Genomic DNA, 22,084 nt, shown 5'->3' with positions numbered 1-22,084 from the left:
TAGTCGGGCGGAGCAAATTTAAGCCGGCTCCGCGGGACACTCGCAAAGTCTTCGGCAACTTGCTGCCTGTCCTTGCTCCGCGCTTGGAAGAAGTGTCTTCAAAGAAGAGACGCTCACTTGTTTGTCGAAGCTCAGCAACATTGCCGTTTCAGGCAGATGGGCCGCAAGAAGGCGAGCCGCATCATCGAATGTCAGGATCGCATCGGAGTGAACGACCCCGCCTCGGGAGGAACCCAGCGCGGACACGGTGGTGGCTGCGGTCATCAAGGCGGTGATTTCCGCCTGATCGCCGGATGTCGCAAAGTCTGCACGCCGTCTTGAGGCCGACATCGCCATATCCGCCAAGCAACCAGGTTTCGCCAGAGCGTGACACAACGCGTCCGCCGGGACTCAGCTGCGCAGGTATTTGACCAGCGCCGTAATCGCCAGAACCACCAACACCAGGATGAGCAGCATTCCGATTCCGCCGAACCCCATGCCTCCAAATCCATCCATCATCAGTCTACACTCCTTACCGCGTTGGGATTGCCGTGATTGATATGCCTGCAAAGTGGCCTGTAGCTTCGATGAAGCCATGATCTGCATCAATGAAGGGCTGGAAACTCCGCGAATGCGACACCGAACAGCCTGGCAAGCGCGATGACGTTTCCCACCCGATCGATCGGTCAGCCCCCCATAGGCCACGCCCTGTGCAGGTCGTCGATGACGAAGGCGTGCGCGTGGCGGTTGCGCCGCGCTCCCTTCAGGTGCGGATGATCGGCTGGAAGATCGTCATGCCCATGCTCGATGATTTCCGGGTCGCCGGCAGGCCATACACGCGAAGCGATCACAATTGCAGCCGCGGCAAGGGCAGAAAGCAGAACCGCGGTCGCCGGCAGGCCGATCGAGGTGCCGGCCCACCCGGCCAGCGGAGAGGCGATCAGCCAGCATGCGTGCGAGAGGGCGAACTGCGTGGCAAAAAGGGCCGGACGATCTTCGGATTTCGACGATCGGCGCAGCAGACGGCCTGCAGGGATCTGCGCTGTGGAATAACCCAATCCAATCATGAACCACAGCGGTAGCAGCCATTCATAGTCCGGCACTGCCGCAGCCGTCAGCGTGCCCCCGGCGAGCAGTGCCGCGCCAAGGAACATGGCCCTGCGATCCGGAATCGCTTCGAGCAGCCTGGGAAGCGCCAGCGCGGCGACCATCGAACCGCCGCCGAATGCCGCGAGCGCAAGCGCCGTTGCTTGTCGGTCCAATCCGAAGAGGGCTTGCACATCGCGAGCATCAGAAATACTTGGCAATTTCCATGAACTCGTCGACGGAGTCGCGCTTGCCATGCGGCAGTCGGCCGATCGTCTCATTGCAGCATCCTATCCCCAAGTGAGGATAGTACAACCTATCTCCTGCTCAGTTGCCGGCTCGGTCATGTCTTTGCCTCGATGGCGTATAGTCCCATCATCCCCAGCTCGCTGACACGCACATCCGCGAAGCCGATTTCCTGCAGCCTTGCCGCCGCATGGTCGGGATCGACCCCGCCATGCGAATGAAAGCCGAACAGCTTGGCCGCTCCGCTCGCCACGCCGAAATCGATCAGCACCAGGCGACCGCCCGGTTTCAGCACGCGCCGCGCTTCGCGGGCGAAGGCCGCCCGCGCCTCGGGGGAAATATGGTGCAGCATCAGCGTTCCCGTCACTACGTTGAAGTGTGCATCCGGGAAGGAAAGGGACTGGGCCGTGCCCTGTCTGAATTGCACCACCACTCCCGCACGTCGCGCCCTGACTGTCGCCCGTTCGAGCATTTCCTTCGAGGCGTCCACGCCGACGACCTCTCCCGACGCCCCTACCTCGCCCGCGGCAGCGATGGCGAGCGTACCCGTGCCGCAAGCGACGTCAAGCATTGCCTCACCCGGCCGTAGCCGCACGACGCCGAGCATCGCTTCACGCAGCCGCCGCTCCCGTCCAAGCGTCATCACCGATGCGACCAGGTCGTAGAAGGCGGCGCCATGGATCGTGATGCCCGCATTGCCGTGCGCGTCGTCATGCGCGCTTCCTTGGGTGGCCATGCCGTGACGGAACAGAGCGACCGCCCCTAAACCGAGCAGCAACGCGACAAGTACAGCATGCAAGGCCACGGCCCAGCTCAGCAGTCCGGTCCAGTAAGGCACCAAAGCCAGCAGGGCGATGACGAAGGCAAGCTTCGCGACAAGTATGATCCGGAAATGACCGAGCCTTGAGCCGGCCGAGGGTCCATGTACGTGCCGCAGTCCATGCATGATCTTTCTCCCGATTGGTTGAGATACTGGACGCACAGTATGATACTGGACAGTATGTCTGGAATCAGAGTTCCTAGACATCGTGAAGGCCGCTGTCTGCAACCGAACAGGCGAAGTGGAAATGCACACGAAAAGTCGCACGAATGACCGGCCGGTCGCGATCGACCGGCGCGTGGCTCGCACGCGCGCCTTGCTGAAGCAGGCGCTCGTCGAGTTGATCCCTGAGCGGGGTTTCGCTGCGATTACAGTGGAAGAAATCTGCGCCCGCGCCAATGTGGGGCGGTCTACCTTCTACACCCACTATGAGGACAAGGAGGCATTGCGTCAGGCAACGATGGAGGACCACCTCCAGAAAATTGGGCGGGCGCGCGGATCGCAGCATGAGGGCGACCAAGCCTTCGCCTTCAGCCTGCCGATGTTCGAGCATGCGCTCGAATTCGGACCCTTGCACAGGGCTTTGATTGCGGATCGGCGCGACGCCATCCACGACCAGCTCCGCGACAAAGTACGAAAGGCCGTGCGTTGCGAGCTTGCGGGCCGAACGCCCGACGGCATTCCCGATCAAATTGCGGTCGAGTTCCTGACAGGAGCGTTCCTGGCCCTTCTCGGCTGGTGGGTCGAAAGCGGGTACCCCCTTCAGCCCGTCGAACTTGACGACCATTTCCAGAAGCTTGCCACGGCCGGATTGCCGCTCACCGGCTCCGAGCAGGCTACGTCACAGGCCCACGCATAGGCCGGAACGGCGACAGAGTTCATAGACACCGCCCGACACCGATCATCATCGACATGTTCATCCTCGCCGGTGCTGGCGACCAGCCTCCGAGCCCGCTCCACGAGCTTGGCGTTGATGGCCACGATGACGGTGCTGAGCGACATGAGGGCCGCGCCGAGGGCCGGCGTCAGCAGGAGACTCCACGAATAGGCAACGCCTGCCGCAAGCGGAATGGCGAAGGTGTTGTAGCCGGTCGCCCACAACAGGTTCTGGATCATCTTGCCGTAGGTCGCGCGCGACAGCGCCAGGATAGCGAAAACGTCCCTGGGATCGTTGCGCACCAGCACGACGTCCGCCGACTCGATGGCGCTTCGGTGCCGGCGCCGATCGCAATGCCGAGATCGGATTCGACGAGCGCCGGCGCGTCATTGACGCCGTCGCCGATCATGGCGATGGTGAGTCCCCGTTCTTCCTTGCTTAGCGTCGTCGAGGCAAGGTCTTCGCGAGCATGCCGCGAACCGCGCGCGCAAGCAGTCCAGTGACGTCTATGGCGTTGGAAGCATGGGCGACGGTGTTCGACGTCGCGACGCGTGCCGCGCCAGCCTGGAGCAGCTCCTGATAGGCGTTGCCCGCGAACAGGCCGTGTACCGCAGCGCATACGGGCGGCCGCATGCCGACACGCAGGAGATGGCGCACCGTCTCGATCATCGTACGCGCGGTCGAGACGATGTCGTCGACCAACACTGGCGTGCACTCGCGCCACTCATCGATGTCCGGGACCGAAATCTCGGCGTCGCGATCCCCACGGCGGATCTTGCGCAGCACTACATGCGGCGCGCGTGCCTCGCGCGCGACCGCGGCCACCCACTGCTCGCTCTCCTCGTCCGGGCCGACGAGAAGAGGCCGCTCTACGGATTGACGAATCCACTCGGCGATCAGCGGTGCTGCGTGCAATGCCACTGCCGGCATGTCGTACAGCTCGGAGAGTAAACTGTGCCGATGAAGGTGCGGGTCGACTGTGACCAGCCAGTCGACGTGACCGGACAGAATCCTGGCGAAATAGGTCGAGGTGACCGCTTCGCCTGGCCGGAAACGCCGATCCTGCCGCATATAGGCCAGATACGGGCTCACGAGCCCCACCGATGCCGCACCCAGGTCGTGGGCCGTGTCGGCGGCAAACATGAGCGGGAGGAACTTGTCGGCCGGCCGGTCGAGCGAGCAAAGCAGCAGGACAGACCTCCCCGAAGGAGCCGTATCGTAGCCTAGATAGGTCTCGCCGTCGGGGAAGCGACGGACTTCGACGCAAGCAACCTCCCCGCCGACAGCCTCCGCCAGTGGCTTCGCGAGCGTTTCGCCTTCGCGCAGCGTGACAATGAGTGGCCGCATCACGCTTCCCTCGCCTCGATGATGTCTGCGTTCGCCGCCACGTAGTCGAGGCTGTAGGCAAGCTCACCCGGCGCCTCGGCGTGCACGGTATAAAGTGGCTCGCCGGCGTCGACCGTTGCACCGAGGCGGACGTGGAGTTCGACCCCCGCGGCCTTGTCGTCCGGCGCCCCGGCAAGCTTGGCCACCTTGGCCAGGCGGCGATTGTCGATTGCGGTGACCTTTCCGCTCCTTACCGCGAGGACGGGACTGCGGTGGGCCGCTCTTGGCGGCTCGCGCATCCCGCCCTGTGCCGCGCAGATACGCTGGAACTTCTGCCACGCCCGACCCTCATGGAGCGTGCGGGTGGCAAGCTCGGCGCCCCTGCCCTCCGCCGCGGCTCCGCCGAGCTCAAGCAGGGTCGCCGCCAGAGCGACGGACCGTTCGCGCAGATCCTGCGGGGCATTCGGCGCAGCTTGCAGCACAGCCAGGACATCCCACGCTTCGAGGGCGGGCCCGATGCCGCGGCCGACCGGCTGACGCCCGTCCGTGATGATCGCGCGCGCCTCGATATCGAACGCGCGGGCAACTGCCACAAGGCTTTGCGACAGGGCCGCCGCGGCCTCTGGGCCGCGCACTTTCGCCGTCGGCCCCACCGGCAGGTCGAGGACGACATGGGAGGCGCCTGCGGCGATCTTCTTCGACAGCACGGAGGCCACGAGTTGGCCCTCGCTATCGAGATCGAGCGCCCGCTCGACACGGATCAGCGTGTCGTCCGCGGGGCTCAGCCGCACCGCGCCGCCCCATACCACGCACCCGCCCTCCTGCTCGACCACCCGCCGCATGACCGGAAGGTCGAGATCGACCGGCGCCAGCGTCTCCATGGTGTCCGCCGTTCCAGCGGGCGACGTGATGGCGCGTGAGGAGGTCTTTGGCATGGTGAGACCGCAGGCGGCTGCGATCGCCACAACGATGGGGGTGGTCCGGTTTCCCGGAAGACCGCCGACACAATGCTTGTCGACGACCGGTCGCGTGTCCCAGGCCAGCCGGTCGCCGGCCTCGGTCATGGCCTTCGTCAGCGCGACGGTTTCGTCGTGGTCGAGCGGCCGCGCGGAACAGGCCGTGATGAAGGAGGAAAGATGGATGTCCGAATAACGGCCGGCGACGATGTCGCCGACAATTTCCTTGAATGCACCCGCATCGAGCCGCCGTCCATAGACCTTGCCGCGCACGCTCCTCAGCGAGTCCAGCGGGCGAGGATGGCTCACCGTCACCGTTTCGCCGTCACGCAGGCCGAGCCGCCGCCAGGCGGCATCCGACAGGCCCGCCTCATCGCGCGAAAGGAGATCACCCGTGGTGTGGTAGAGCGTCGCGATGACCGTGTGCCCGCCATGCGTCAGGCGCACGCGGGCATGGGAGGTGAAGCCTTCCGAGCGGCAGACCGGACAGTCGTTGTGCATGAAGACAACCGCTTCGTATTGCGTGTCTATGCCCAGCCGCCGCGCACGCAAGACGTTTGAGTCCGGGACTGGCTGCTTCGTGTCGCCGATGCGCCTTGTGCTCATGTGAGGACGGTCTCCTCCCGGTGCTCGGGCACCCAGCAGGCCCAGCCATACTCACTCTCGATCCTGTGGCGCAGCGCGTCCGCGGCCTCCGGTTCACCATGGGTGATGAAGGTCATGCGCGGCGGTTCGGCGAAGTTGCCGAGCCAGTGCATGATCTCGTCCGCGTCTGCATGTGCCGACAGCATGTGCAGGTTGTCAACCTCCGCACGGATCGGGACCTGCGCACCATGGATCTTCACGCTTTCCGCTCCGGCCGTGATGGCCGCGCCGCGCGTGCCGCCGGCCTGGAAGCCGGAAAACAGGATCGTGTTGCGCGCATCCGGTGCGTAGCGCTTGAGATGATGCAGAACCCGACCGCCGGTTGCCATACCGCTCGCCGAGATGATGACCTTCGGCATCGGATCCCGATCAAGTGCCTTCGACTCCTCGGTTTCGCGCACATAGTGCGCGACGTTGCACGACCACCTGCACTGATCGGCGGTCAGTCGGTGGTCCCCGAGATGCTTGCAGAACACCTCGCTGGCATTCACCGCCATGGGACTGTCGAGGAAAACGGGAATGTCGGGAATGCGTCGCATCTCCTTGAGGCGCTGCAGATGGAACAGAAGGGTCTGCGCCCGCCCGACAGCGAAGGCGGGGATAAGCACCGTTCCGCCACGACCCGCCGTACGAGTGATCACATCGGCAAGGGCTTCCTCCGGATCCCGCTTTTCATGCCGACGATTGCCGTAGGTGGACTCCACCAGAAGATAATCGGCATGGCTGACCGGGCTGGGGTCGAGCATCGTCGCGCTGTTCGTCCGGCCGAGATCGCCCGAAAAGACGATGGTGCGATCCGCATATTTCACTTCCACGATCGCCACCCCCAGGATGTGTCCCGCCGGCAGGAAGCGGACCGAAAGTCCGCCCGAAACCGTACGTTCCTTCCTGAACGGCACGGGTGCGAACCGCGCCAGCGACACTTCAGCGTCGCGGCGCGTGTAAAGCGGCAGTGCCGGATGATGCTTCGAGAAGCCGTGGCGGTTGGCGTAGTCGGCGTCCTTTTCCTGCAGAAAGCCGCTGTCGGGCAAAAGGATCGCGCAAAGATCGCGCGTCGCCTCCGTGCAGATGACCGGTCCCGAAAAACCGTTCCTGACGAGCAAGGGCAGGTAGCCGGTATGGTCGAGGTGCGCGTGGGTGAGGATGACCGCATCGATGCTCGCGGGATCGACCGGAAACGGCGCCCAGTTGCGCAGGCGCAGCTGCTTGAAACCTTGAAACAACCCGCAGTCGACGAGCACGCGGGCTCCGTCGAACTCAAGGAGGTATTTCGAGCCCGTGACGGTTCCGACACCGCCGAGGAATTTCAGATTCATCGGATGCTTGCTCTCCTGGTCGCTATACGGATCTGGGCCATTTACTTCCCCGCCATTGCCGGCAGGTCCACGAGATCGCGGCCGCAGTTCATGCAGAACGGTTTCGACGCGCCCGGGCGGCGCTTGGGATGGTCAGGCCGGCATTCGTCACAGGCCTCAATCGTCCGCGACCCCGCCACGCCGACTTCCGAGAGGTCACGTTGCAGCAACTCGGATACGTCGACGTGGCAGACATTCGGTTCGCGGATCAGGCGCCGGTAGAGGGCATGCGGTGTCCATACCCAAGTACGGGCGACCGAGCAGATACGCGGCAAGAGCAGCACAGTTCATCCAGCCGCGGAACTGGCCGGCGTTGCCAGGGATCGCCTCGCGCACCAGGAGCACATCTCCAAGAGCACCCCAGCGCAGAAACTTCTTCGCCTGTTCGCTCGTAATGGTCGCGGTCAGAAGCCGCGTCCACCACGGCTCAAAAAGCGTCCACTTGCAGTTTTCGGCCGGGCGCATGGCAAAGACGTGCTTGTGCCGACGATGAACGAACGGGTGCCACCACTGCTTGTAGATTCCGGAAACGAAGCACACGAACCAGTCGCCAGGTTCCAGTTCCACAAGCGATCCATCCGGGTTCAGCTGGAGCTTTGCGACCTTGGGCTGCCCGACCCGTTCGACGGCAGTCGACTTCGGTGCTACGCTAATCCGTTCGCCGTTGATTGATGTGACATGCGTATGCATGCTACCCATTTGGCGGCGCTTCCGCTCAACCGTCTTTGACCGAGATTAAATTGCAGGAGCCTTGTTTCGTCGGCCGGGCACCTCCGGCCACCTCCCGCATGCCCGTTCTCCGATGAGCGTAAGGACGGAACGACCGTGGGATTGCAGCGGGAAGTCCTGAGCAGGAGGGATGACCAGAAGTCACACATCTTCGCCAGATGAGCCGGCCACGCGTCCGGCTGGATTGCGTTGTTGAAGATCGGCCCCAGGAGATCGTCGTTTCGGATCGCGTGGTAGAAACCATGGACCACTTCACGGATCATCTATTCGTCCAGTGCGTCAGGCAGCGGCACACCATTGACGAGAATGGTCTTCTTGGTGGGAGGGGATGCGGCCATGCGTGCTCCTGGCTCGCGCCATCTCAAATTGCGTATAATGATCGTTGATCAATCGGAGATGAGGTCTCTCGCTCCGGTCCGAGAAACCGGGGCGCCAGTCGAACTGATGGTGTGCCGATCAGTAGTCGGTGAACTCCCTGAACTCGGCCGGTATGTCGTCCTTCGACACCTCCCGTTGCTCGGCTTCGTCGTGGGCGAAGGCGACGAGATTGAGAAGCTCCTGTCCGGTGAGGTTGATCTGCTCGCCCAGAAGCTCCTGCTGCATCCCGACCATCGCGCCGGCACCGCGCCACATGCGGGCAGCAAATTCGAAGGCATTCATCGGCGACGGCATGTCGGCGGCGTTCAGCGCGGGACCGATTTCTCCGCCCACGTCATTGACCTGATGGCAGGCTACGCAGCCCTTGGCCATGAAGAGCTCGCGGCCGCGATGGGCATCCATTGGCGGAACCGCCAGGCCGATATCCGTCATGACCCGGATGACGCGCTGCATGTCCTCCGGCGCCATTGACTCGATGGCCGCGAAGTCATGGCCGTGCTCATGGCCCTCGTGCATCTCGCGCATACGCCCCACCATCGTATCGGTTTCCGGCGAAGCGGCGTGTTCATCGGACCCGTGAGCGTTGGCGGGTTGCGTCATCGCAAGTGCAGCCAACATCACGGATATGGTCAGTGATCCCCGGACAAGGCGTGCCATGGTGTCCTCCGTCGATTGGTGGCCTACCGTGTGAGATGGAGACATGTGCACAAACTGCGACCGTCGTCCCATATCACTTGGATTTCTTTGGCCACGTAACGGGCAAAGCCTACATCCTTCACCGGCTTGAGCTTTGATGGACATCAATTATGCGGCACGGGAGGCGCACCGGAACTTCAAGCGTGGCACTTTTGCGGGCCTAAGCTATCTCCCTGGAGTCCGATACAGACGAGGTCGCCAGATCGGGCAGTCGGGACGGTGGTCGCCGGCGCAGGCGGCGACCAGGTCTGCCAGCGTATTGCGCATCGCCTGCATGGAGCTGAATTCGCTCGCCTCCGGGATTTCCACCCCTTCAGCGCGTGCCGCATTCACGATCGCCGTGCCTATCGGATGTTCCGAGTACTCTTCCACGGCGGCGACCAGCGCCAGCACCTCGTTACGGTCGAGCCCCTCGGTCATGACCATGTCCGTCAGGGCGGGTTTTCCCGCGGTCAGCAGAACCCCCGCGAGGAGAAGGACACCCCAAACCGCAAAACAGTGATCGATCGCAAAGACCCGCTGCCAGCTTTCGGAAAAGAATCGCGATCCGAAAACCTCCCGCTCGCAGAGCGCGCCCGATGATCATGTGTGTCGGTGTGTTCATGGCGAGCGGTGGATACGAACCGGTAAACGATCGACGCTGCCCGGACCTTATCTGGAGTCGGCGTGGGAGCAATTGAGTTGGTTTTTTCACAAAGACGATCAGATTGGTTGTGATCGTACGCTATCGGCTCGCCCGGACAGCAGCGAACGCCGATAATGCGCGATGGCCACCTCGGTGCTGGCAACAACGGACTCTCGCGACAGAACCTGGCCAAGCCAGGTTCCGTCCTTCGGGGGGTCCTCGATTTCAGGAGGCTACAATGATGACGGGATACGGAATGGGCGGCCTCGGCATGCTGCTCGTCACCGTCCTGGTGGTCCTCGCGATCGCCGCCCTGGTGAAATACCTGCGGAAATAACCGACATCCACATACACGGAGGCTTTCATGTCCTACACGCTCAATCGCAACTTTCCCGGTTCATCCTTCGCTTTTTGATCGCACGCTTCCTCGCAACCGGAAAGACCGGCAAAATGCAGATTTGACCAACATCAATGCCCGATGAGGTTCGCCAGCTAGAATTTTACGAGATCAAATGGATCTTGTGATGTTCTGGACTGCAGCATATCGAGCGAACAGATCCGCCCCGCCAAGACGGATGGGGGCATTTGTTGCACTGTTCGCGCTCATTTTCTCCGTCGCGATCACCGTCCAGTCGTTCCCCGCTGAAAACATCGAACACGCCCTGACTGTGACCGTCAGCCATACCGCTGATGCCATCGGGTCTCAATCCGGACCCTTGGATACGAAGGACGACTGCGGAACTTCGATCCATTGCCACCATGCACCAGCGGTTCTGCCACATGCATTTGTTCTCGGCGCCAGCGTCGAAGATAACCAGACGGCGCCGGCAAACGAGCACGGCGCATTCCGGCTCGTGCGGATTCCAGTTCCCCCTCCCAGATTGGTCTGACCCGAAGAAGGTGCAGCCTCATGGCTGTCCACGTCGGGGCGAGCGGCAATTGCGTGATGAAGCAAGTCCGTGCTCCGGGCTTCCGGCGGTAATCCGGGCGAGACTGGGCATATCCCGTCGTTCGCGGATCAAGAGCGCATCACCTGCGCGACTGCTCAACGGCTTCGTTCCGCTTTCCGAGAATAGGAGTGAACAGCATGAATACAGAGAAGTCCAAAGCCGTGGCGAAGACCGCCGACAACCGGCTGGTCGTTTTCGGCGTTCTTTCAGGTACGGCGGGCGGATTGGCCGAAATCCTGTGGGTCTGGGCCTACTCGGCGAACTCGCACGCGGATGTGGCAGAGATCGCACGCGGCGTTGCCGAAGCCGTGGGTGCCTACGGAATCCTCGACACGGTGACCGTCGGCATCGCGGTCCACATGGTCCTCGCCGCGCTGCTCGGGATCATTGTGGGCGCCGGCCTCAATGCGCTCCCTCTAAGGATGCGCTCGTGGCCCGGCGAGCTTGTGGTCACGGTCGGAGCCCTGGCCACCGTCTGGGCATTCAATTTCCTCGTCCTGCTGCCGGCCCTGAGCCCGGCATTCGTGACCGCCGTACCCTACTCCGTCAGCTTCATCTCCAAGTTCCTGTTCGGCTTGTCGGCCTTCCTGGTTTTCAAGCTGACGGAACCCAATCCCAAATCCTGAGCCCGGGAGAGGAACATGTCGAAAGAACTCATACTGATGATCCACCCGGCCGTCGGCGTGCTCGGTGTTCTCGCCGCGGTCTGGGTCTTCGCAGAAACCCTCAATGCCTCCGCAGACAATATCGGCCGCATCCGAACCGCGTCCCTCTTGTCGGCGGCATTCATCTGGCTGGCCTATGTCGTCGGCGGCTACTGGTATGTCGTTAACTACGCGGCCGACAAAGCCCTGATCAAGGCGGGACCCTGGCCGTTCGCCCACGAGTTCTTCATGGAGGCGAAGGAGCACGTCTTCCTCTCGCTCCTGCTCGTCGCAACGCTTCTGCCGATCGCAACGTTCGCCGACCTGAAGTCGAACCGGCCGGCGCGCCTGTTGGTCTACTGGTCCTCAGCCATCGTCGTCGCCCTCGGCCTCGGGATGGAAGGTGCTGGAGCATTCATTGCCATGGGCGCCAAGGTCGCGCTCGCCGCGCAGTGACCCGTTCCGGACAAAGAAAGGAAACCCATCATGTCAACCACACAGCAGAATGCTCCCTTAGAGATCGCGTCGAGTATGGCCAGCGAATCGCGCGTCAGCCGGTATGCGGCGGCCTTCGCCGTCTCGGCCGGGATCACGAGCGTGCTCAGCGCGCTTCTCGTCGTCCTCAAGGAAAGCAACGAAGACACCGTCCTGGCATGGATGAAGGCGGCTACCGGTCATCACTGGGTGACCCACGGGCTGATCGATCTGATCCTGTTCATCGTGATCGGGCTGTTGGTCGCCCGCACCTCCCCCGGCTTGGAAAACCGGCCGGGTGTAGTCGTCGGCTGGCTGGTTGGCGGCGTCGCGGTTGGAGCCGTGATCATCGCCGCGTTCTTTGGCTTATGACGATGGCAGGCAAACCGCCGCCGTTGTCCCGATCCAGCAATGGAGTTCATAGATGACAACAATCAGAACAGGTCTTGCGACAGCGGCACTCGTTGCGCTCCTGCTGACACCCGCGGCAGCCTCCGCAGCCACCGTCTACATTCCCGAAGGGAGCGCTGGCGAGATACTCGTCGTCGACGCCGATACTGGCGCCGTCAAAGCGCGCTGGACCGGGTTTGAGGCCGTTCACGGCTTGGCCGGCGCGCCGGGAGCCAAGTATCTTGTTGCAGGCAGCTACACCGAAGTAGCGAAAGACGAGGCCGAAGTACCGGAGAAACCGGAAGGCATTACGCAGGACGAACACGAGGCGCATCACGCACGCAAGCCTGCGCCAGCCATGCCGATGGATGCCCCAGTCAGCATCCTGACCGTTCTAGATGCGCAGTCGGGTGAAGTCGTGCGACGGATCGAAGTCCCTGGCGCCGTCCATCACGTGGCAATGTCGCCGGATGGCCGCCACGCGGTCACCTCCCATCCGACAACGGGCGGGATCGGCATCGTCGATCTGGACACCCTATCCTTCAGGATCTTCGTGCCGACCGGCCCGAACCCGAACTATGCGGTGTTTGCGCCCGATGGCCGTTCGGTCTTTGTCACGAATGCCGACAATGGAACGGTCAGCGAAGTCGATATCGAAAAGGGTTTCGTGAAGCGCAACATCCTGTCCGGCGAAGCGCCCGAGCACGTCGTCATCTCACGCGACGGCGAGCATCTGTACGTCGCCGACGCGTATGCGGGTGACGTGCACGAGATCGCATTGCCTGCCGGCAGGATCGCACGGACCTTCCCGGTCGGCGGCGAAATACACGGGCTGGACCTCTCGGATGACGGCGAGACGCTGTTTGTAAGCGGGAAAGGCGAAGACAAGCTCGTCGCGGTCGCCCTGGACACAGGCACGCAGAAGACCACTACGCTCGCGCCCTCTCCTTATCACCTGGCGACGGTCACCAGCACGGGCGCGCTTTTCGTTTCCAGCCGCGAGGAACCGAAAGTCTGGATCGTCGGGCAGTCCGGCATGGCCGTGCGTGGCGAAATCGCCGTTTCGGGCGAGGGCCACCAGATGGTCGTGCTGCCCTAACCGCTCCCGGGACAAGACGAACGGAGGCATCGATGGACTGAGGAGTCCCGCCATGGAAACGGATCAGTACCCGACCAGCGAGATCACAAAGCGCGACTTCCTGTATGTCGCCACGGGAACGGCCGCGGCGATCGGCGCAGCAGCGGCCGAGGGCGTGTTGAAGCAAGCCCAAGCCCGAAGGCGGCAGAAGCGGGTTGTGCGTCCTCGGTATTGCCCGGGACGTATACCATTGCTCGATGATCAAGAGAACCACTGCCTAGTGCAAGGCGATCTGCAGTCGCGTGTATCGGGTGGCTGCCTGATTGACTGATGAGATCGAGGACATGACCGGGCTGTTGTCGCCTGTTGGCCGTGTAGACGCAAGTCTGGCGACGCCGGCTCTATGCGGGCCTCGACTGTCTGGTTCGGCTCCTCATCCCCCATCACGTCACGAACAGGCGTGTCAGACACCTTCCGCGCGTATTGCCTTTCGGTGATTAGACCAAATGGCATGGGCTAAAGGCTGTCTCTTCATTCATCGCTCCCTGCGCGCGGCCACGGCCACACCGTCAGCGATGCTATCGCTAGGGTGCAGGATCACCTGTTCGCCGGGTGACAGTCCGGCAAGAACTTCTGCTGTTCGATCCGTGCGTCGCCCGATATCCACAGTGGTGCTTCGCGCGCGTCCCTCTCGGACGACGTACGCTGCCCAACCGTCTCCGCGCCGGAAGAGGGCAGCCACGGGTACTGCGAGCGCATCCGCGGAACTCCAGACGGTGACATTGACGATCACCCGGAAGTCGTGCCCGAGCCGTGGCCAGGCTTCCGGTGAATCGACCAGCTCGATGATGCTGCCTACGCGCTGCTCCTCGATGCCGAGGGCGGAAATCTTGGTAAAACCAGCCGGGTCGATGCGCCTGACCCTACCCCGAAGCGGCGGTCCGCCCCAGCCATCGATGCGCGCGGTAGCGCCAGGCTCGATCCGCGCAGCCTCGCTAGAGAGCAGGTTGACTACGACCTCGAGATCGCGTGGATCACCGATGTCGATCAATGGCGTGCCTGGCTGGACAACGGCCTCGCTCTCCTGGTGGATGGCGAGGACGCGGCCCGATACCGGCGCGCGAAGCTGGATGCCCCACGCCGCATCCTGAGAATCCGCCTTTCTTCTAGGTTCCATCAGGCGTGCCGCCAAGCTCGCGTGCTCGCTGCGCCGCACTGCAAGCTGAGCCTTGGCGCTGGCGAGCGCATGCTCGGTCGTCTCGACATCGACTTGCGCCTTCTCCATTGCCTGAGCGGAAACCACCTTGCGACGCGCAAGCGTCTCAGCCCGTTGAAGCTCGTCCCGTGCGAATTCGAGACCCCTTTCGATCCGATGCATCTCATGTTCGGCCAACTCTACGGCCGACTCAGCGGCGGCGAGCGCGGCCCGAAGCTCCTCGCGCGAGCGTATGTCGAGAAATCCCGGTGCCGTCGCTTGCATCACAGCGACCACCGTCTCATCCGCGACGACCTCGTCACCCACATGCCGAGGCGTCCTCAAAACCTTTCCTGCGATGGGAGCGGAGACGGTGTATATGTACCGCACGCGCGTTCTGCCTTCGTCCTCGATCGTCACTTCCATCGGTGCGCGGACGATAGATGCGAGGTCGACCGGAATTGGCTGGGGCCAGGCAAACCAGACAACACCGGCAACCGCTGCCGCGGCTATCAGGAGTCCTGCCGTTCGTTTTATCCAGATGCGGCGCATGGTTCAGTCTCTCGTTTTCAGGACGGCGACAAGGTCAAGCCGGTTGATGCGCTCGCGGACGACGAGCGCAGACAGCAGGGCGGCGGTGACAACGATTGTGCTGGCAAGCACATAACTCAAAGGCTCAACGATCAGCGGCGTACGCATCAGTTCGCCGGCCATTTCGGTGTTGATTAGCCACGCCAGGCCGTAGCCGATCATCCAGCCTGGAAGCTGGGCAATCAGGGTGAGAAGCGCGAGTTCGAGAAACAGCAGGCGGAAAACCTCGCCGCGGTGGAAGCCGAGCACACGCAGACTGGCGAGTTCCCGTGCCCGCTCCGACAGCGAAATTCGTGCACTGTTGTAGACAACGCCGAAGGCAATAGTCGACGCAAGTCCGATGTAGATGCTGGCCATCGTCGTGACGATGACAGCCAATGCTTCACGGAAGTTCACCAACGAAACACGCTGCAGCGCTACGCCGCTGACGGTCGGCATGCGTCTGAGCGCCTCGTAAAGCGCATCGAGCATGCTCTCGTCGAAGCTGAGATGAATACTGTTGACGGCGGGCGCTTCGCGCATCAGCCGCGCCAGCGCTTCCGAGTCCATCATGGCGTTGATGCCGAAATAGTCCTCGACCCGCGCCGCGACGGGAAGAGACACGGTCCTGCGGCTCCCTTCAAGCAGATCGATCTCGACCAGATCGCCGACGGTTGCATCGAGAATGCCGGCAAGCCAGTCGGAGATCGCCAGGCCCGCTTCGGGCAGCACGACAGGCCGCAGATTGATGTCGATGATGCGGCTGAGATCGGCGTCGCGCGGCCGGCCGCTGAGCATTACCCGGCGCTCCACATGCCCTTTGCGAACGCGGATCGGCACCTCCCGATAAGGCTCCACGGCCAGAACGCCCGGCAGGCGTGCAACTTCGAAGACGGCCTTGTGCGGCCGCTTTTCGACAAAGCTCACCGTCGCGTCCTGCCGATCGGCCATGAAATATGTCACGTCGACAAGCTGCTCCATCGCTCCATTGAGGAACAGCGATACGATGAGGATGCCAGTAGCCAGCGCCATGCCCAGCGTCGTCAGGGCGGAACGCACCGGATGGCGCGTAATGTTGCGCAGGGTCATCACGACGGGTTGAGGAAGCATACCGCGGACGGCAAAGCCGTGCGGCAGCAGGCGGCGGAACCGCGGCGGAGCCGGTGGTTGCATGGCCACGGCAGGCGACAAGCCGATAACCTCGCGCAGGGCGCGTACGGCGCCAAGCATCGCCGCAGCAAGGCTGAGGCCCGCGGACAGCGCGTAGAGATCGGGATTCCTGATGAAAAGGAGGAACGGGAAGTGGTAATACTCGGCGAGGAGACTGGTGACGTAGCCGCCGAGCCAGGTTCCGGCAGCACTGCCGATGGCAATGCCGACAAGGCTGATCGCAATGACGAACTTCAAATAGTGCCCGGCGATGGCTGTGTTGTCGTAGCCCACCGCCTTTAGGAGCCCCACCTGCTCGCGCTCAAGCACAATCAGACGGCTGAGCGTGAGATTGACGAGGAAGGCCGCGACGAGAAGGAACACGGGTGGCAGCGTGCGGCTCATGTTGCCCAGCATATCGAGCGAGTGGTCGAGGAAGGCGTGCGAGGTCTGATCCCTGCGCCCATGCTCTCCCGATCCGCCGTAGCGGTCGAGCATGGCGTCGAGACGGTCGATGACCTCAGGCTCCGACGCGTCCGGCAGCAGCTTAAGGGCAACCGAGGAGAAGGCGCCTTCCAGGTCGTAGATGCTGGCCAGCGCTCGTTCCGACATCCAGATGATGCCGAAGCGACGGTCGTCGGGCATGATGTCTCCCGGCCCGATCGTGTAGACGAACTCGGGCGAGAGGGCGATGCCGACAACCGTCAGGGGCCGCTTGCGGCCGTTCAGGATTGCGGAGAAGCGCGAGCCGGGCACAAAGTCGTGCGCCCTGGCGAAGCTCTCGCTGACGACAACCTCCTCGGCTCTGTCGGGTTCCGGCATCTGACCGAGCCGCAGGTAGAGCCTGTTCACCTGCGGTTCGCGGTTTTCGGGTAAGGAGATGAACTGGCCCGTGGCCGGCTCGCGCATGCCGGGGATATCAAGCAGCGCCAGCTTGGCGATGCGCGCTTCTACAGCGACCACGCCGGGAATCTCTGCGATTCGTCCGACAAGCGACTTCGGCGCACGACGGACGGACGCAAAGACGTCAGCGAATTGATAGCGTTCGTAATAGGCTCGGCGGGTCTCGTCGAGCGATTGGTAGGAGCCCACCGCCATGAGGAGGGCGGCGACCCCGCCAGCGATGACAAGCGAGATCGCCAGCGCCTGCGCCCAGAGCCGCCTGATGTCACGGAGGAGTTTGCGGTCGAGCATGCGCATAGCTCACCAACTCACGCCGCTTGCGGCGAGCCGCACTTCATTCTCGTGAATCGCAGACACACGGCCGTCCGTAAAGGAAATCACACGGTGGGCCACGGCCTGGATACCGGCATTGTGCGTAATGATGAGCGTCGTCGTGCCGAGCTGAGCATTGATAGCAAGCAGCGCCTCGATCACCCGGATGCCGGTCTTTGAATCAAGCGCTCCGGTCGGCTCGTCGCACAGCAGCACGTCCGGCCGCTTGGCGATCACGCGCGCGACAGCCACGCGCTGCTGTTCGCCACCGGAAAGCTGGGCCGGGAAATGGTCCATCCGCGCTTCCAACCCGACGAGCGCCAGCGCATCCTCCGGCTCCATGGGATTGTCTGCGATCTCTGTTACCAGCGCGACGTTCTCATAGGCCGTGAGGCTCGGTATCAGGTTGTAGAATTGGAAGATGAAGCCGACGTGCCGACGGCGATAGTCCGTGAGCGCCTGATCGCCTAAGGAGGTAAGCTCCAGATCCTGAAAGAGCACGCGGCCGCTCGTGGCGTGATCGAGGCCGCCGATTATGTTCAAGAGAGTCGACTTGCCGCTTCCCGAGGGGCCGAGCAGGACAACCACTTCGCCGGCCCGGACATCAAGGTCGACACCGCGCAGTGCCTGGACCTCCACCTCGCCGGAGAGGTAGATCTTGGTCAGCGCCTGCGCGGTAAGGACCGTTTCTTTCATCTTCGCAATGACCTCCCTTCCAGCGGGAGAGCGCTCATTTCCGTTGGGTATTTCAACCGAAGCATCGCTTCCCGTTTTCCGACGAGCGGCACGGCGGCCTCGGTCAGGATCGTTCGGACGCCGAGAGGGGATGGTCATCTACGATCGCGTTTCGACGCCCGTTGTTGACACCGCCACTTGCGCCGGCGAGGACGCCGTCAGCCAATGTGGATCACGCCGCGCTTTGCGCACCGCTCACCACCGATCTCCCGGCGCTGTCTTCCGCATCGCTGAAGAGCGTCTTCAGTTCCTCCCCGCTCAGCGTCTCGCGAGCCAGCAGCACCTCCGCCGCCTTGTCCAACGTCTCGCGCCGCTCTTCAAGCAACGATGTCGCTCTCTCCAACGCCGCGTTCACGAGTTCGCGCACGGCGTCGTCGATCCGCTGGGTGGTGCTCTCGCTGTATCGCCGCTCAAGCATTCCTGGCATCGGCGCAGTGCCGAGAAAACGGTTGGGTTCATCCTCGTAGGCGATCGGGCCAAGACCTTCAGCCATGCCGAAACGGGTCACCATGCTCCGGGCGATGTCCGTCGTCTTCACGAGATCGTCGGCAGCCCCGGTGGAAACCTCGCCGAACACGATGCTCTCGGCCGCCCGCCCGCCGAGCAATACCGCCATCCTGTCTTCCAACTCCTTCCGTGACATCAGATAGCGGTCCTCGGTCGGCCTCTGGATCGTGTAGCCGAGCGCGCCGACGCCCCGCGGGATGATCGACACCTTGTGCACTGTGTCGGTGCCGGGCAGGGCCATGGCGACGAAGGCATGGCCAAGCTCGTGATAGGCAACAACCATGCGCTCGTGCGGATTGAGAATCCTGCTCTTCTTCTCCAGCCCAGCGACGATGCGCTCGATCGCACGGGTAAAGTCGGCCATCGTGACTGACTCGCCTCCCCTCCGCGTTGCCAACAGCGTCGCTTCGTTGACGAGATTGGCGAGGTCGGCTCCGCTGAAGCCCGGGGTTATCGCAGCTATCTGATCGAGGTCGGTGTCCGGCGCCAGGTTGACTTTGTTTGCGTGCACGCGCAGGATTTGCGCCCGTCCGATCTTGTCGGGGCGGTCGACCAGTACCTGCCGGTCGAAGCGCCCGGCGCGCAGCAGGGCGGGATCCAGGATTTCCGGACGGTTCGTCGCGGCAAGCAGGATCACTCCCTCCCGCGGATCGAAGCCGTCCATCTCCGAAAGCAACTGATTGAGCGTCTGCTCCTTCTCGTCATGGCCGCCGCCCCACGGAAAGGCGCCACGCGCCCTGCCGAGAGCGTCGAGCTCGTCTATGAAGATGATGGCCGGCGCGGCCTTGCGCGCCTGCTCGAAAAGGTCGCGCACCCGCGCGGCTCCGACGCCGACGAACATTTCGACGAATTCGGAGCCACCGATGGAGAAGAACGGCACGCCCGCTTCTCCTGCCACAGCGCGTGCAAGCAGCGTCTTGCCTGTTCCCGGCGGCCCCACGAGCAGAATGCCCTTGGGCATACGCGCGCCGAGCCGGCTGTGCCGGGGCGGATCCTTCAGGAAGTCGACGATCTCCTGCAACTCGCCCTTGGCTTCATCGACGCCCGCGACGTCGTTGAAGCTCACCTTGATGTCCGTCTCGACATAGACCTTCGCCTTGCTCTTCCCGATCGACATCATGCCGCCAAGCCCCTGCCGTTCTGCGATACGGCGAAAGACGAACATCCACAGGCCGAAGATCAGGGCAATGGGGATCACCCAGGACAGGAGATCACGCAGAAACGTTGTCTCGACAACAGCAGAAAACGGCACATCGTACTGATCGAGGCGCGAGGCCAAGGCCGGATCGACCCGGGTTGCGACCACATGCTGCGGTCCGTCCTCCGCTGCGCCTTTCAGCGTGCCCCGGATCTGTTGTGAAGTGATGACCACCTCGCTGATCCGGCCGTCTTTCAGAAGGGACTCGAATTCGCTGTAGGGAACGGTGGTCACATGGTTGGTTTGCGACAGCAGCAGCTGAAAGACCGACATGAGCAGGAGCGCCGCCAAAACATACCAGACATTGAAGCGTGTCTGCTTGTCCATGGATTTTCGCTCTCCAGACCAACGGCCTTGTCTTGCTGCAAACAAGTCTACCGGCACCGCGCTCCACGCGGATTGAGCGAGATCAAGGCCGGAGCAGCGTGGCAGTACTCTTTTGGTGCGGATGCTAACCTGACGCCGCCGACCGCAAAGAGAGCGCTTGGCTCAACGACGTCAACTGGTGCTGCGGCGTGATCGACTCGCGAGGATATGTTGCTGCCGCTTCGAGCCCTCCGCATAGCAGCTGCCTTTGCCGGCCTGCTCATGCTTGCGGTTCGCCGGCGCCTATGGCCGAGTGCTCAGGGACAGACCGTGCCACAGCGATTTCGCAGCACGCTCGAACGACTCGGCCCCACCTTCGTAAAGTTCGGCCAGGCTCTCAGCCTGCGGGGAGACCTGCTGCCCGACGACTACCTTATCGCGCTCAGCGATCTGCATGACAAGGTAGCTCCTTTTCCCTCCTCTGTAGCACGCGCGGAAGTGGAGCAGGGCCTCAAGCAGCCGATCGGGACGCTTTTCGCGGAATTCGAGGATCAGCCGATGGCGGCGGCTTCAATCGCGCAGGTCCATAGGGCCCGGCTGAAGGATGGGCGTCGCGTCATCGTAAAGGTCCGCCGCCCCGATATTGCCCCGCAGATCGACCGTGACATGCGCACCCTCATCGCGGTCGCGCGCTTTGTCGTGATCGTCGCACCGCGCCTGTCGCGCTTCCAGCCGGTCCGCCTGGTCCAGGAAATCTGGACGAACCTGCGCAAGGAGACAGATTTCCGACAGGAGGCACGCAATATCCGGCGCTTTGTCGAAGCGTTCAAGGACTGGGCCACCATCCATGTGCCTGATGCTGTGGACGACCTCGTCTCCGAAGCTGTGCTTGTCCAGACACTGAGTGGTGGCCACCGGGTCGATGATCCGGCCGTCAGGCCGGATGGGCCGCGCCTCGCACAAGTCCTGGTCGATGCCTACCTCCATCAGTTCTTCGTCGTTGGGCTGTTCCACGGGGACCCGCATCCAGGAAATCTCTTCATAACGCCCGAGGGACGCATCTGCTTTCACGATTTCGGCCTGGTCGGCTATCTGAGCCGGGAGACACGGAGGGGACTGGCGATGTTCCTGCAGGGCTTCGTCCATTCGGATCCGGAATGGACCCTCGATGCGGCAATCGATCTTGGCATCCTTGGCGGACAGATGGATCGTGCGGAATTCGTACGGAGCATTGAGGAGATCCTTGGTGACTACGCCGGCCGCCCCCTGAAGGACTGGTCGCTGGCCGAGGCCTTCCTACAGGTCACCCGGCTCGGTAGCGGCCAAAACATCGGCGTGCCCCACAATCTACTGATCCTGATGCGCGCGCTCTTCATTGGAGAGGCCACGCTCAGAACACTCGATCCGGATCTCCGGATCCTTGATACGCTGGTCGCGCGTGGCGAGGAGATGCTGAAGGCGCTCATCCGAGAAAAGCCGCCGTTGGGCGATCTTGCGCGGCTCAGGCAAGAGATCGCACTCGCCGCACAGGACGTGCCGGGCTTGCTGGCTGTTTGGCTCCACAAGATGCAGCGGGAAGGCGGTCGCGTCCCGATCCGCATCCAGCACGAAGGACTGGAATCACTTGGGCGGGAGATGAACCGCGGAAACAACCGGATTGCAGTCGCGATGGTGACGCTCGGGCTCTATGTCGGGTCGTCGTTGCTCATGCTCCACAGTGTCGGTCCTCGCGTGTTTGGCGACGTGCCGCTGCTGGCGGTGATCGGCTATGGACTGGCGCTGTGGCTCTCTTGGCATCTTGCTCGCTCAGTCCGTCGCACCGGCGGCCTTTGATCCGGGAAGCCGATATCGCATTTGACGCACGTCAAGGACGCCGGATCGGATCTGCATCTGGCTTTTCGTATGATTATGCATGGCGGACATGACAGCGTGTGGGGCTGGAGAGGGCTGCATTG

At 62.9% G+C, this 22,084-nt stretch carries 21 protein-coding genes and 1 pseudogene; 9 read left to right on the top strand and 13 right to left on the bottom strand.

Translation table 11 applies throughout. The features are described from left to right. Window positions 1-117: 117 nt before the first annotated feature. The gene (locus GM910_RS15900) at window positions 118-321 is read left to right on the top strand and encodes a hypothetical protein (RefSeq protein ID WP_159588910.1); all 204 of its coding nucleotides are present in this window, start codon (window positions 118-120) and stop codon (window positions 319-321) included. Window positions 322-665: 344 nt separating this feature from the next. Here the strand turns inward: GM910_RS15900 and GM910_RS15895 are convergent. Both GM910_RS15895 and GM910_RS15890 read right to left on the bottom strand, forming a co-directional pair. After that, window positions 666-1,259, bottom strand: a pseudogene (locus tag GM910_RS15895) (MFS transporter); the annotation flags it as partial. A 149-nt stretch (window positions 1,260-1,408) separates the two neighbouring features. Further along, a complete protein-coding gene (locus tag GM910_RS15890; protein ID WP_159588906.1) occupies window positions 1,409-2,257 on the bottom strand; it encodes a methyltransferase domain-containing protein in 849 nt (282 codons plus the stop codon). Window positions 2,258-2,378: 121 nt separating this feature from the next. On the opposite strand from GM910_RS15890, the gene GM910_RS27745 reads away from it, so the two are divergent. After that, complete coding sequence (locus GM910_RS27745; protein ID WP_343032993.1) at window positions 2,379-2,990, top strand: TetR/AcrR family transcriptional regulator; 612 nt, start codon at window positions 2,379-2,381, stop codon at window positions 2,988-2,990. On the opposite strand, the gene GM910_RS27640 is transcribed toward GM910_RS27745, so the two are convergent. The 7 genes from GM910_RS27640 to GM910_RS15850 all read right to left on the bottom strand — a co-directional run bounded on the left by GM910_RS27640 (window position 2,894) and on the right by GM910_RS15850 (window position 9,513). Next, complete coding sequence (locus GM910_RS27640) at window positions 2,894-3,316, bottom strand: hypothetical protein (protein WP_201285518.1); 423 nt, start codon at window positions 3,314-3,316, stop codon at window positions 2,894-2,896. The genes GM910_RS27745 and GM910_RS27640 overlap by 97 nt on opposite strands. 130 nt (window positions 3,317-3,446) lie before the next feature. Beyond that, on the bottom strand, window positions 3,447-4,355 hold the full coding sequence (locus tag GM910_RS15875) for a ribose-phosphate pyrophosphokinase (protein WP_201285517.1): 909 nt from the start codon (window positions 4,353-4,355) through the stop codon (window positions 3,447-3,449). Continuing rightward, complete coding sequence (locus GM910_RS15870; RefSeq protein WP_159588900.1) at window positions 4,355-5,896, bottom strand: thymidine phosphorylase family protein; 1,542 nt, start codon at window positions 5,894-5,896, stop codon at window positions 4,355-4,357. Before GM910_RS15870 ends, GM910_RS15875 begins: the two co-directional genes overlap by 1 nt. Next, the gene (locus GM910_RS15865) at window positions 5,893-7,251 is read right to left on the bottom strand and encodes an MBL fold metallo-hydrolase RNA specificity domain-containing protein (RefSeq protein ID WP_159588898.1); all 1,359 of its coding nucleotides are present in this window, start codon (window positions 7,249-7,251) and stop codon (window positions 5,893-5,895) included. The genes GM910_RS15870 and GM910_RS15865 overlap by 4 nt, the downstream gene beginning before the upstream one ends. Window positions 7,252-7,446: 195 nt before the next feature. Beyond that, window positions 7,447-7,989 carry a hypothetical protein gene (locus tag GM910_RS15860; RefSeq protein WP_159588896.1) on the bottom strand — a complete coding sequence of 181 codons (543 nt, stop codon included), beginning with the start codon at window positions 7,987-7,989 and terminating at the stop codon, window positions 7,447-7,449. A gap of 486 nt (window positions 7,990-8,475) precedes the next feature. Further along, window positions 8,476-9,054 (bottom strand): c-type cytochrome, encoded by a 579-nt coding sequence (locus GM910_RS15855; protein ID WP_159588894.1) that lies wholly within the window; start codon window positions 9,052-9,054, stop codon window positions 8,476-8,478. A gap of 204 nt (window positions 9,055-9,258) precedes the next feature. After that, entirely contained in the window at window positions 9,259-9,513 is a 255-nt protein-coding gene (locus GM910_RS15850) for a hypothetical protein (protein WP_159588892.1), read from the bottom strand. 729 nt (window positions 9,514-10,242) lie between these two features. On the opposite strand from GM910_RS15850, the gene GM910_RS15845 reads away from it, so the two are divergent. From GM910_RS15845 to GM910_RS15820, 6 genes are all read left to right on the top strand, one after another. Continuing rightward, window positions 10,243-10,608, top strand: coding sequence for a hypothetical protein (locus GM910_RS15845; protein ID WP_159588890.1), 366 nt, complete (start codon window positions 10,243-10,245; stop codon window positions 10,606-10,608). A gap of 197 nt (window positions 10,609-10,805) precedes the next feature. Continuing rightward, window positions 10,806-11,294 (top strand): hypothetical protein, encoded by a 489-nt coding sequence (locus tag GM910_RS15840; protein ID WP_159588888.1) that lies wholly within the window; start codon window positions 10,806-10,808, stop codon window positions 11,292-11,294. 15 nt (window positions 11,295-11,309) lie between these two features. Continuing rightward, window positions 11,310-11,768, top strand: a complete 459-nt coding sequence (locus GM910_RS15835; protein WP_159588886.1) for a hypothetical protein — start codon at window positions 11,310-11,312, stop codon at window positions 11,766-11,768. Window positions 11,769-11,798: 30 nt separating this feature from the next. Continuing rightward, window positions 11,799-12,158, top strand: a complete 360-nt coding sequence (locus GM910_RS15830) for a hypothetical protein (protein WP_201285516.1) — start codon at window positions 11,799-11,801, stop codon at window positions 12,156-12,158. Window positions 12,159-12,210: 52 nt separating this feature from the next. Continuing rightward, window positions 12,211-13,275 carry a YncE family protein gene (locus GM910_RS15825; RefSeq protein ID WP_159588884.1) on the top strand — a complete coding sequence of 355 codons (1,065 nt, stop codon included), beginning with the start codon at window positions 12,211-12,213 and terminating at the stop codon, window positions 13,273-13,275. Window positions 13,276-13,327: 52 nt separating this feature from the next. Further along, window positions 13,328-13,585 carry a ubiquinol-cytochrome c reductase iron-sulfur subunit N-terminal domain-containing protein gene (locus GM910_RS15820; protein ID WP_159588882.1) on the top strand — a complete coding sequence of 86 codons (258 nt, stop codon included), beginning with the start codon at window positions 13,328-13,330 and terminating at the stop codon, window positions 13,583-13,585. 204 nt (window positions 13,586-13,789) lie between these two features. Here GM910_RS15820 and GM910_RS15815 read toward each other — a convergent pair whose 3' ends face one another. From GM910_RS15815 to ftsH, 4 genes are all read right to left on the bottom strand, one after another. Beyond that, entirely contained in the window at window positions 13,790-15,001 is a 1,212-nt protein-coding gene (locus GM910_RS15815; RefSeq protein WP_159588880.1) for an efflux RND transporter periplasmic adaptor subunit, read from the bottom strand. Window positions 15,002-15,004: 3 nt separating this feature from the next. Then, on the bottom strand, window positions 15,005-17,368 hold the full coding sequence (locus tag GM910_RS15810) for an ABC transporter permease (protein WP_159588878.1): 2,364 nt from the start codon (window positions 17,366-17,368) through the stop codon (window positions 15,005-15,007). A gap of 3 nt (window positions 17,369-17,371) precedes the next feature. Next, the gene (locus GM910_RS15805; protein ID WP_159588876.1) at window positions 17,372-18,079 is read right to left on the bottom strand and encodes an ABC transporter ATP-binding protein; all 708 of its coding nucleotides are present in this window, start codon (window positions 18,077-18,079) and stop codon (window positions 17,372-17,374) included. Window positions 18,080-18,290: 211 nt separating this feature from the next. Further along, on the bottom strand, window positions 18,291-20,150 hold the full coding sequence (ftsH, locus tag GM910_RS15800) for an ATP-dependent zinc metalloprotease FtsH (protein WP_159588874.1): 1,860 nt from the start codon (window positions 20,148-20,150) through the stop codon (window positions 18,291-18,293). 207 nt (window positions 20,151-20,357) lie between these two features. Between ftsH and GM910_RS15795 the strand changes: the two genes are divergently transcribed. Continuing rightward, the gene (locus GM910_RS15795) at window positions 20,358-21,962 is read left to right on the top strand and encodes an ABC1 kinase family protein (RefSeq protein ID WP_159588872.1); all 1,605 of its coding nucleotides are present in this window, start codon (window positions 20,358-20,360) and stop codon (window positions 21,960-21,962) included. The last annotated feature ends 122 nt before the right edge of the window (window positions 21,963-22,084 follow it).

The organism is Chelativorans xinjiangensis (genome assembly GCF_009812055.1).
GTDB lineage: Bacteria > Pseudomonadota > Alphaproteobacteria > Rhizobiales > Rhizobiaceae > Chelativorans > Chelativorans xinjiangense.
The sequence above is the reverse complement of the archived record's forward strand: the minus strand, read 5'-3'. Positions and strand labels throughout refer to the sequence as shown.

What these genes read in the sequence shown, in the direction of transcription:
- GM910_RS27745 (WP_343032993.1), top strand. Translation starts at nt 2,379, where the DNA reads ATGCACACGAAAAGTCGCACGAATGACCGGCCGGTCGCGATCGACCGG.
- GM910_RS15825 (WP_159588884.1), top strand. Translation starts at nt 12,211, where the DNA reads ATGACAACAATCAGAACAGGTCTTGCGACAGCGGCACTCGTTGCGCTC.
- GM910_RS15875 (WP_201285517.1), bottom strand. Translation starts at nt 4,355, where the DNA reads ATGCGGCCACTCATTGTCACGCTGCGCGAAGGCGAAACGCTCGCGAAG.
- GM910_RS15820 (WP_159588882.1), top strand. Translation starts at nt 13,328, where the DNA reads ATGGAAACGGATCAGTACCCGACCAGCGAGATCACAAAGCGCGACTTC.
- GM910_RS15810 (WP_159588878.1), bottom strand. Translation starts at nt 17,368, where the DNA reads ATGCGCATGCTCGACCGCAAACTCCTCCGTGACATCAGGCGGCTCTGG.
- GM910_RS15845 (WP_159588890.1), top strand. Translation starts at nt 10,243, where the DNA reads ATGTTCTGGACTGCAGCATATCGAGCGAACAGATCCGCCCCGCCAAGA.
- GM910_RS15830 (WP_201285516.1), top strand. Translation starts at nt 11,799, where the DNA reads ATGTCAACCACACAGCAGAATGCTCCCTTAGAGATCGCGTCGAGTATG.
- ftsH (WP_159588874.1), bottom strand. Translation starts at nt 20,150, where the DNA reads ATGGACAAGCAGACACGCTTCAATGTCTGGTATGTTTTGGCGGCGCTC.
- GM910_RS15795 (WP_159588872.1), top strand. Translation starts at nt 20,358, where the DNA reads ATGTTGCTGCCGCTTCGAGCCCTCCGCATAGCAGCTGCCTTTGCCGGC.
- GM910_RS15870 (WP_159588900.1), bottom strand. Translation starts at nt 5,896, where the DNA reads ATGAGCACAAGGCGCATCGGCGACACGAAGCAGCCAGTCCCGGACTCA.
- GM910_RS15805 (WP_159588876.1), bottom strand. Translation starts at nt 18,079, where the DNA reads ATGAAAGAAACGGTCCTTACCGCGCAGGCGCTGACCAAGATCTACCTC.
- GM910_RS15840 (WP_159588888.1), top strand. Translation starts at nt 10,806, where the DNA reads ATGAATACAGAGAAGTCCAAAGCCGTGGCGAAGACCGCCGACAACCGG.
- GM910_RS15890 (WP_159588906.1), bottom strand. Translation starts at nt 2,257, where the DNA reads ATGCATGGACTGCGGCACGTACATGGACCCTCGGCCGGCTCAAGGCTC.
- GM910_RS15850 (WP_159588892.1), bottom strand. Translation starts at nt 9,513, where the DNA reads ATGACCGAGGGGCTCGACCGTAACGAGGTGCTGGCGCTGGTCGCCGCC.
- GM910_RS15835 (WP_159588886.1), top strand. Translation starts at nt 11,310, where the DNA reads ATGTCGAAAGAACTCATACTGATGATCCACCCGGCCGTCGGCGTGCTC.
- GM910_RS15865 (WP_159588898.1), bottom strand. Translation starts at nt 7,251, where the DNA reads ATGAATCTGAAATTCCTCGGCGGTGTCGGAACCGTCACGGGCTCGAAA.
- GM910_RS15815 (WP_159588880.1), bottom strand. Translation starts at nt 15,001, where the DNA reads ATGCGCCGCATCTGGATAAAACGAACGGCAGGACTCCTGATAGCCGCG.
- GM910_RS15860 (WP_159588896.1), bottom strand. Translation starts at nt 7,989, where the DNA reads ATGGGTAGCATGCATACGCATGTCACATCAATCAACGGCGAACGGATT.
- GM910_RS15855 (WP_159588894.1), bottom strand. Translation starts at nt 9,054, where the DNA reads ATGGCACGCCTTGTCCGGGGATCACTGACCATATCCGTGATGTTGGCT.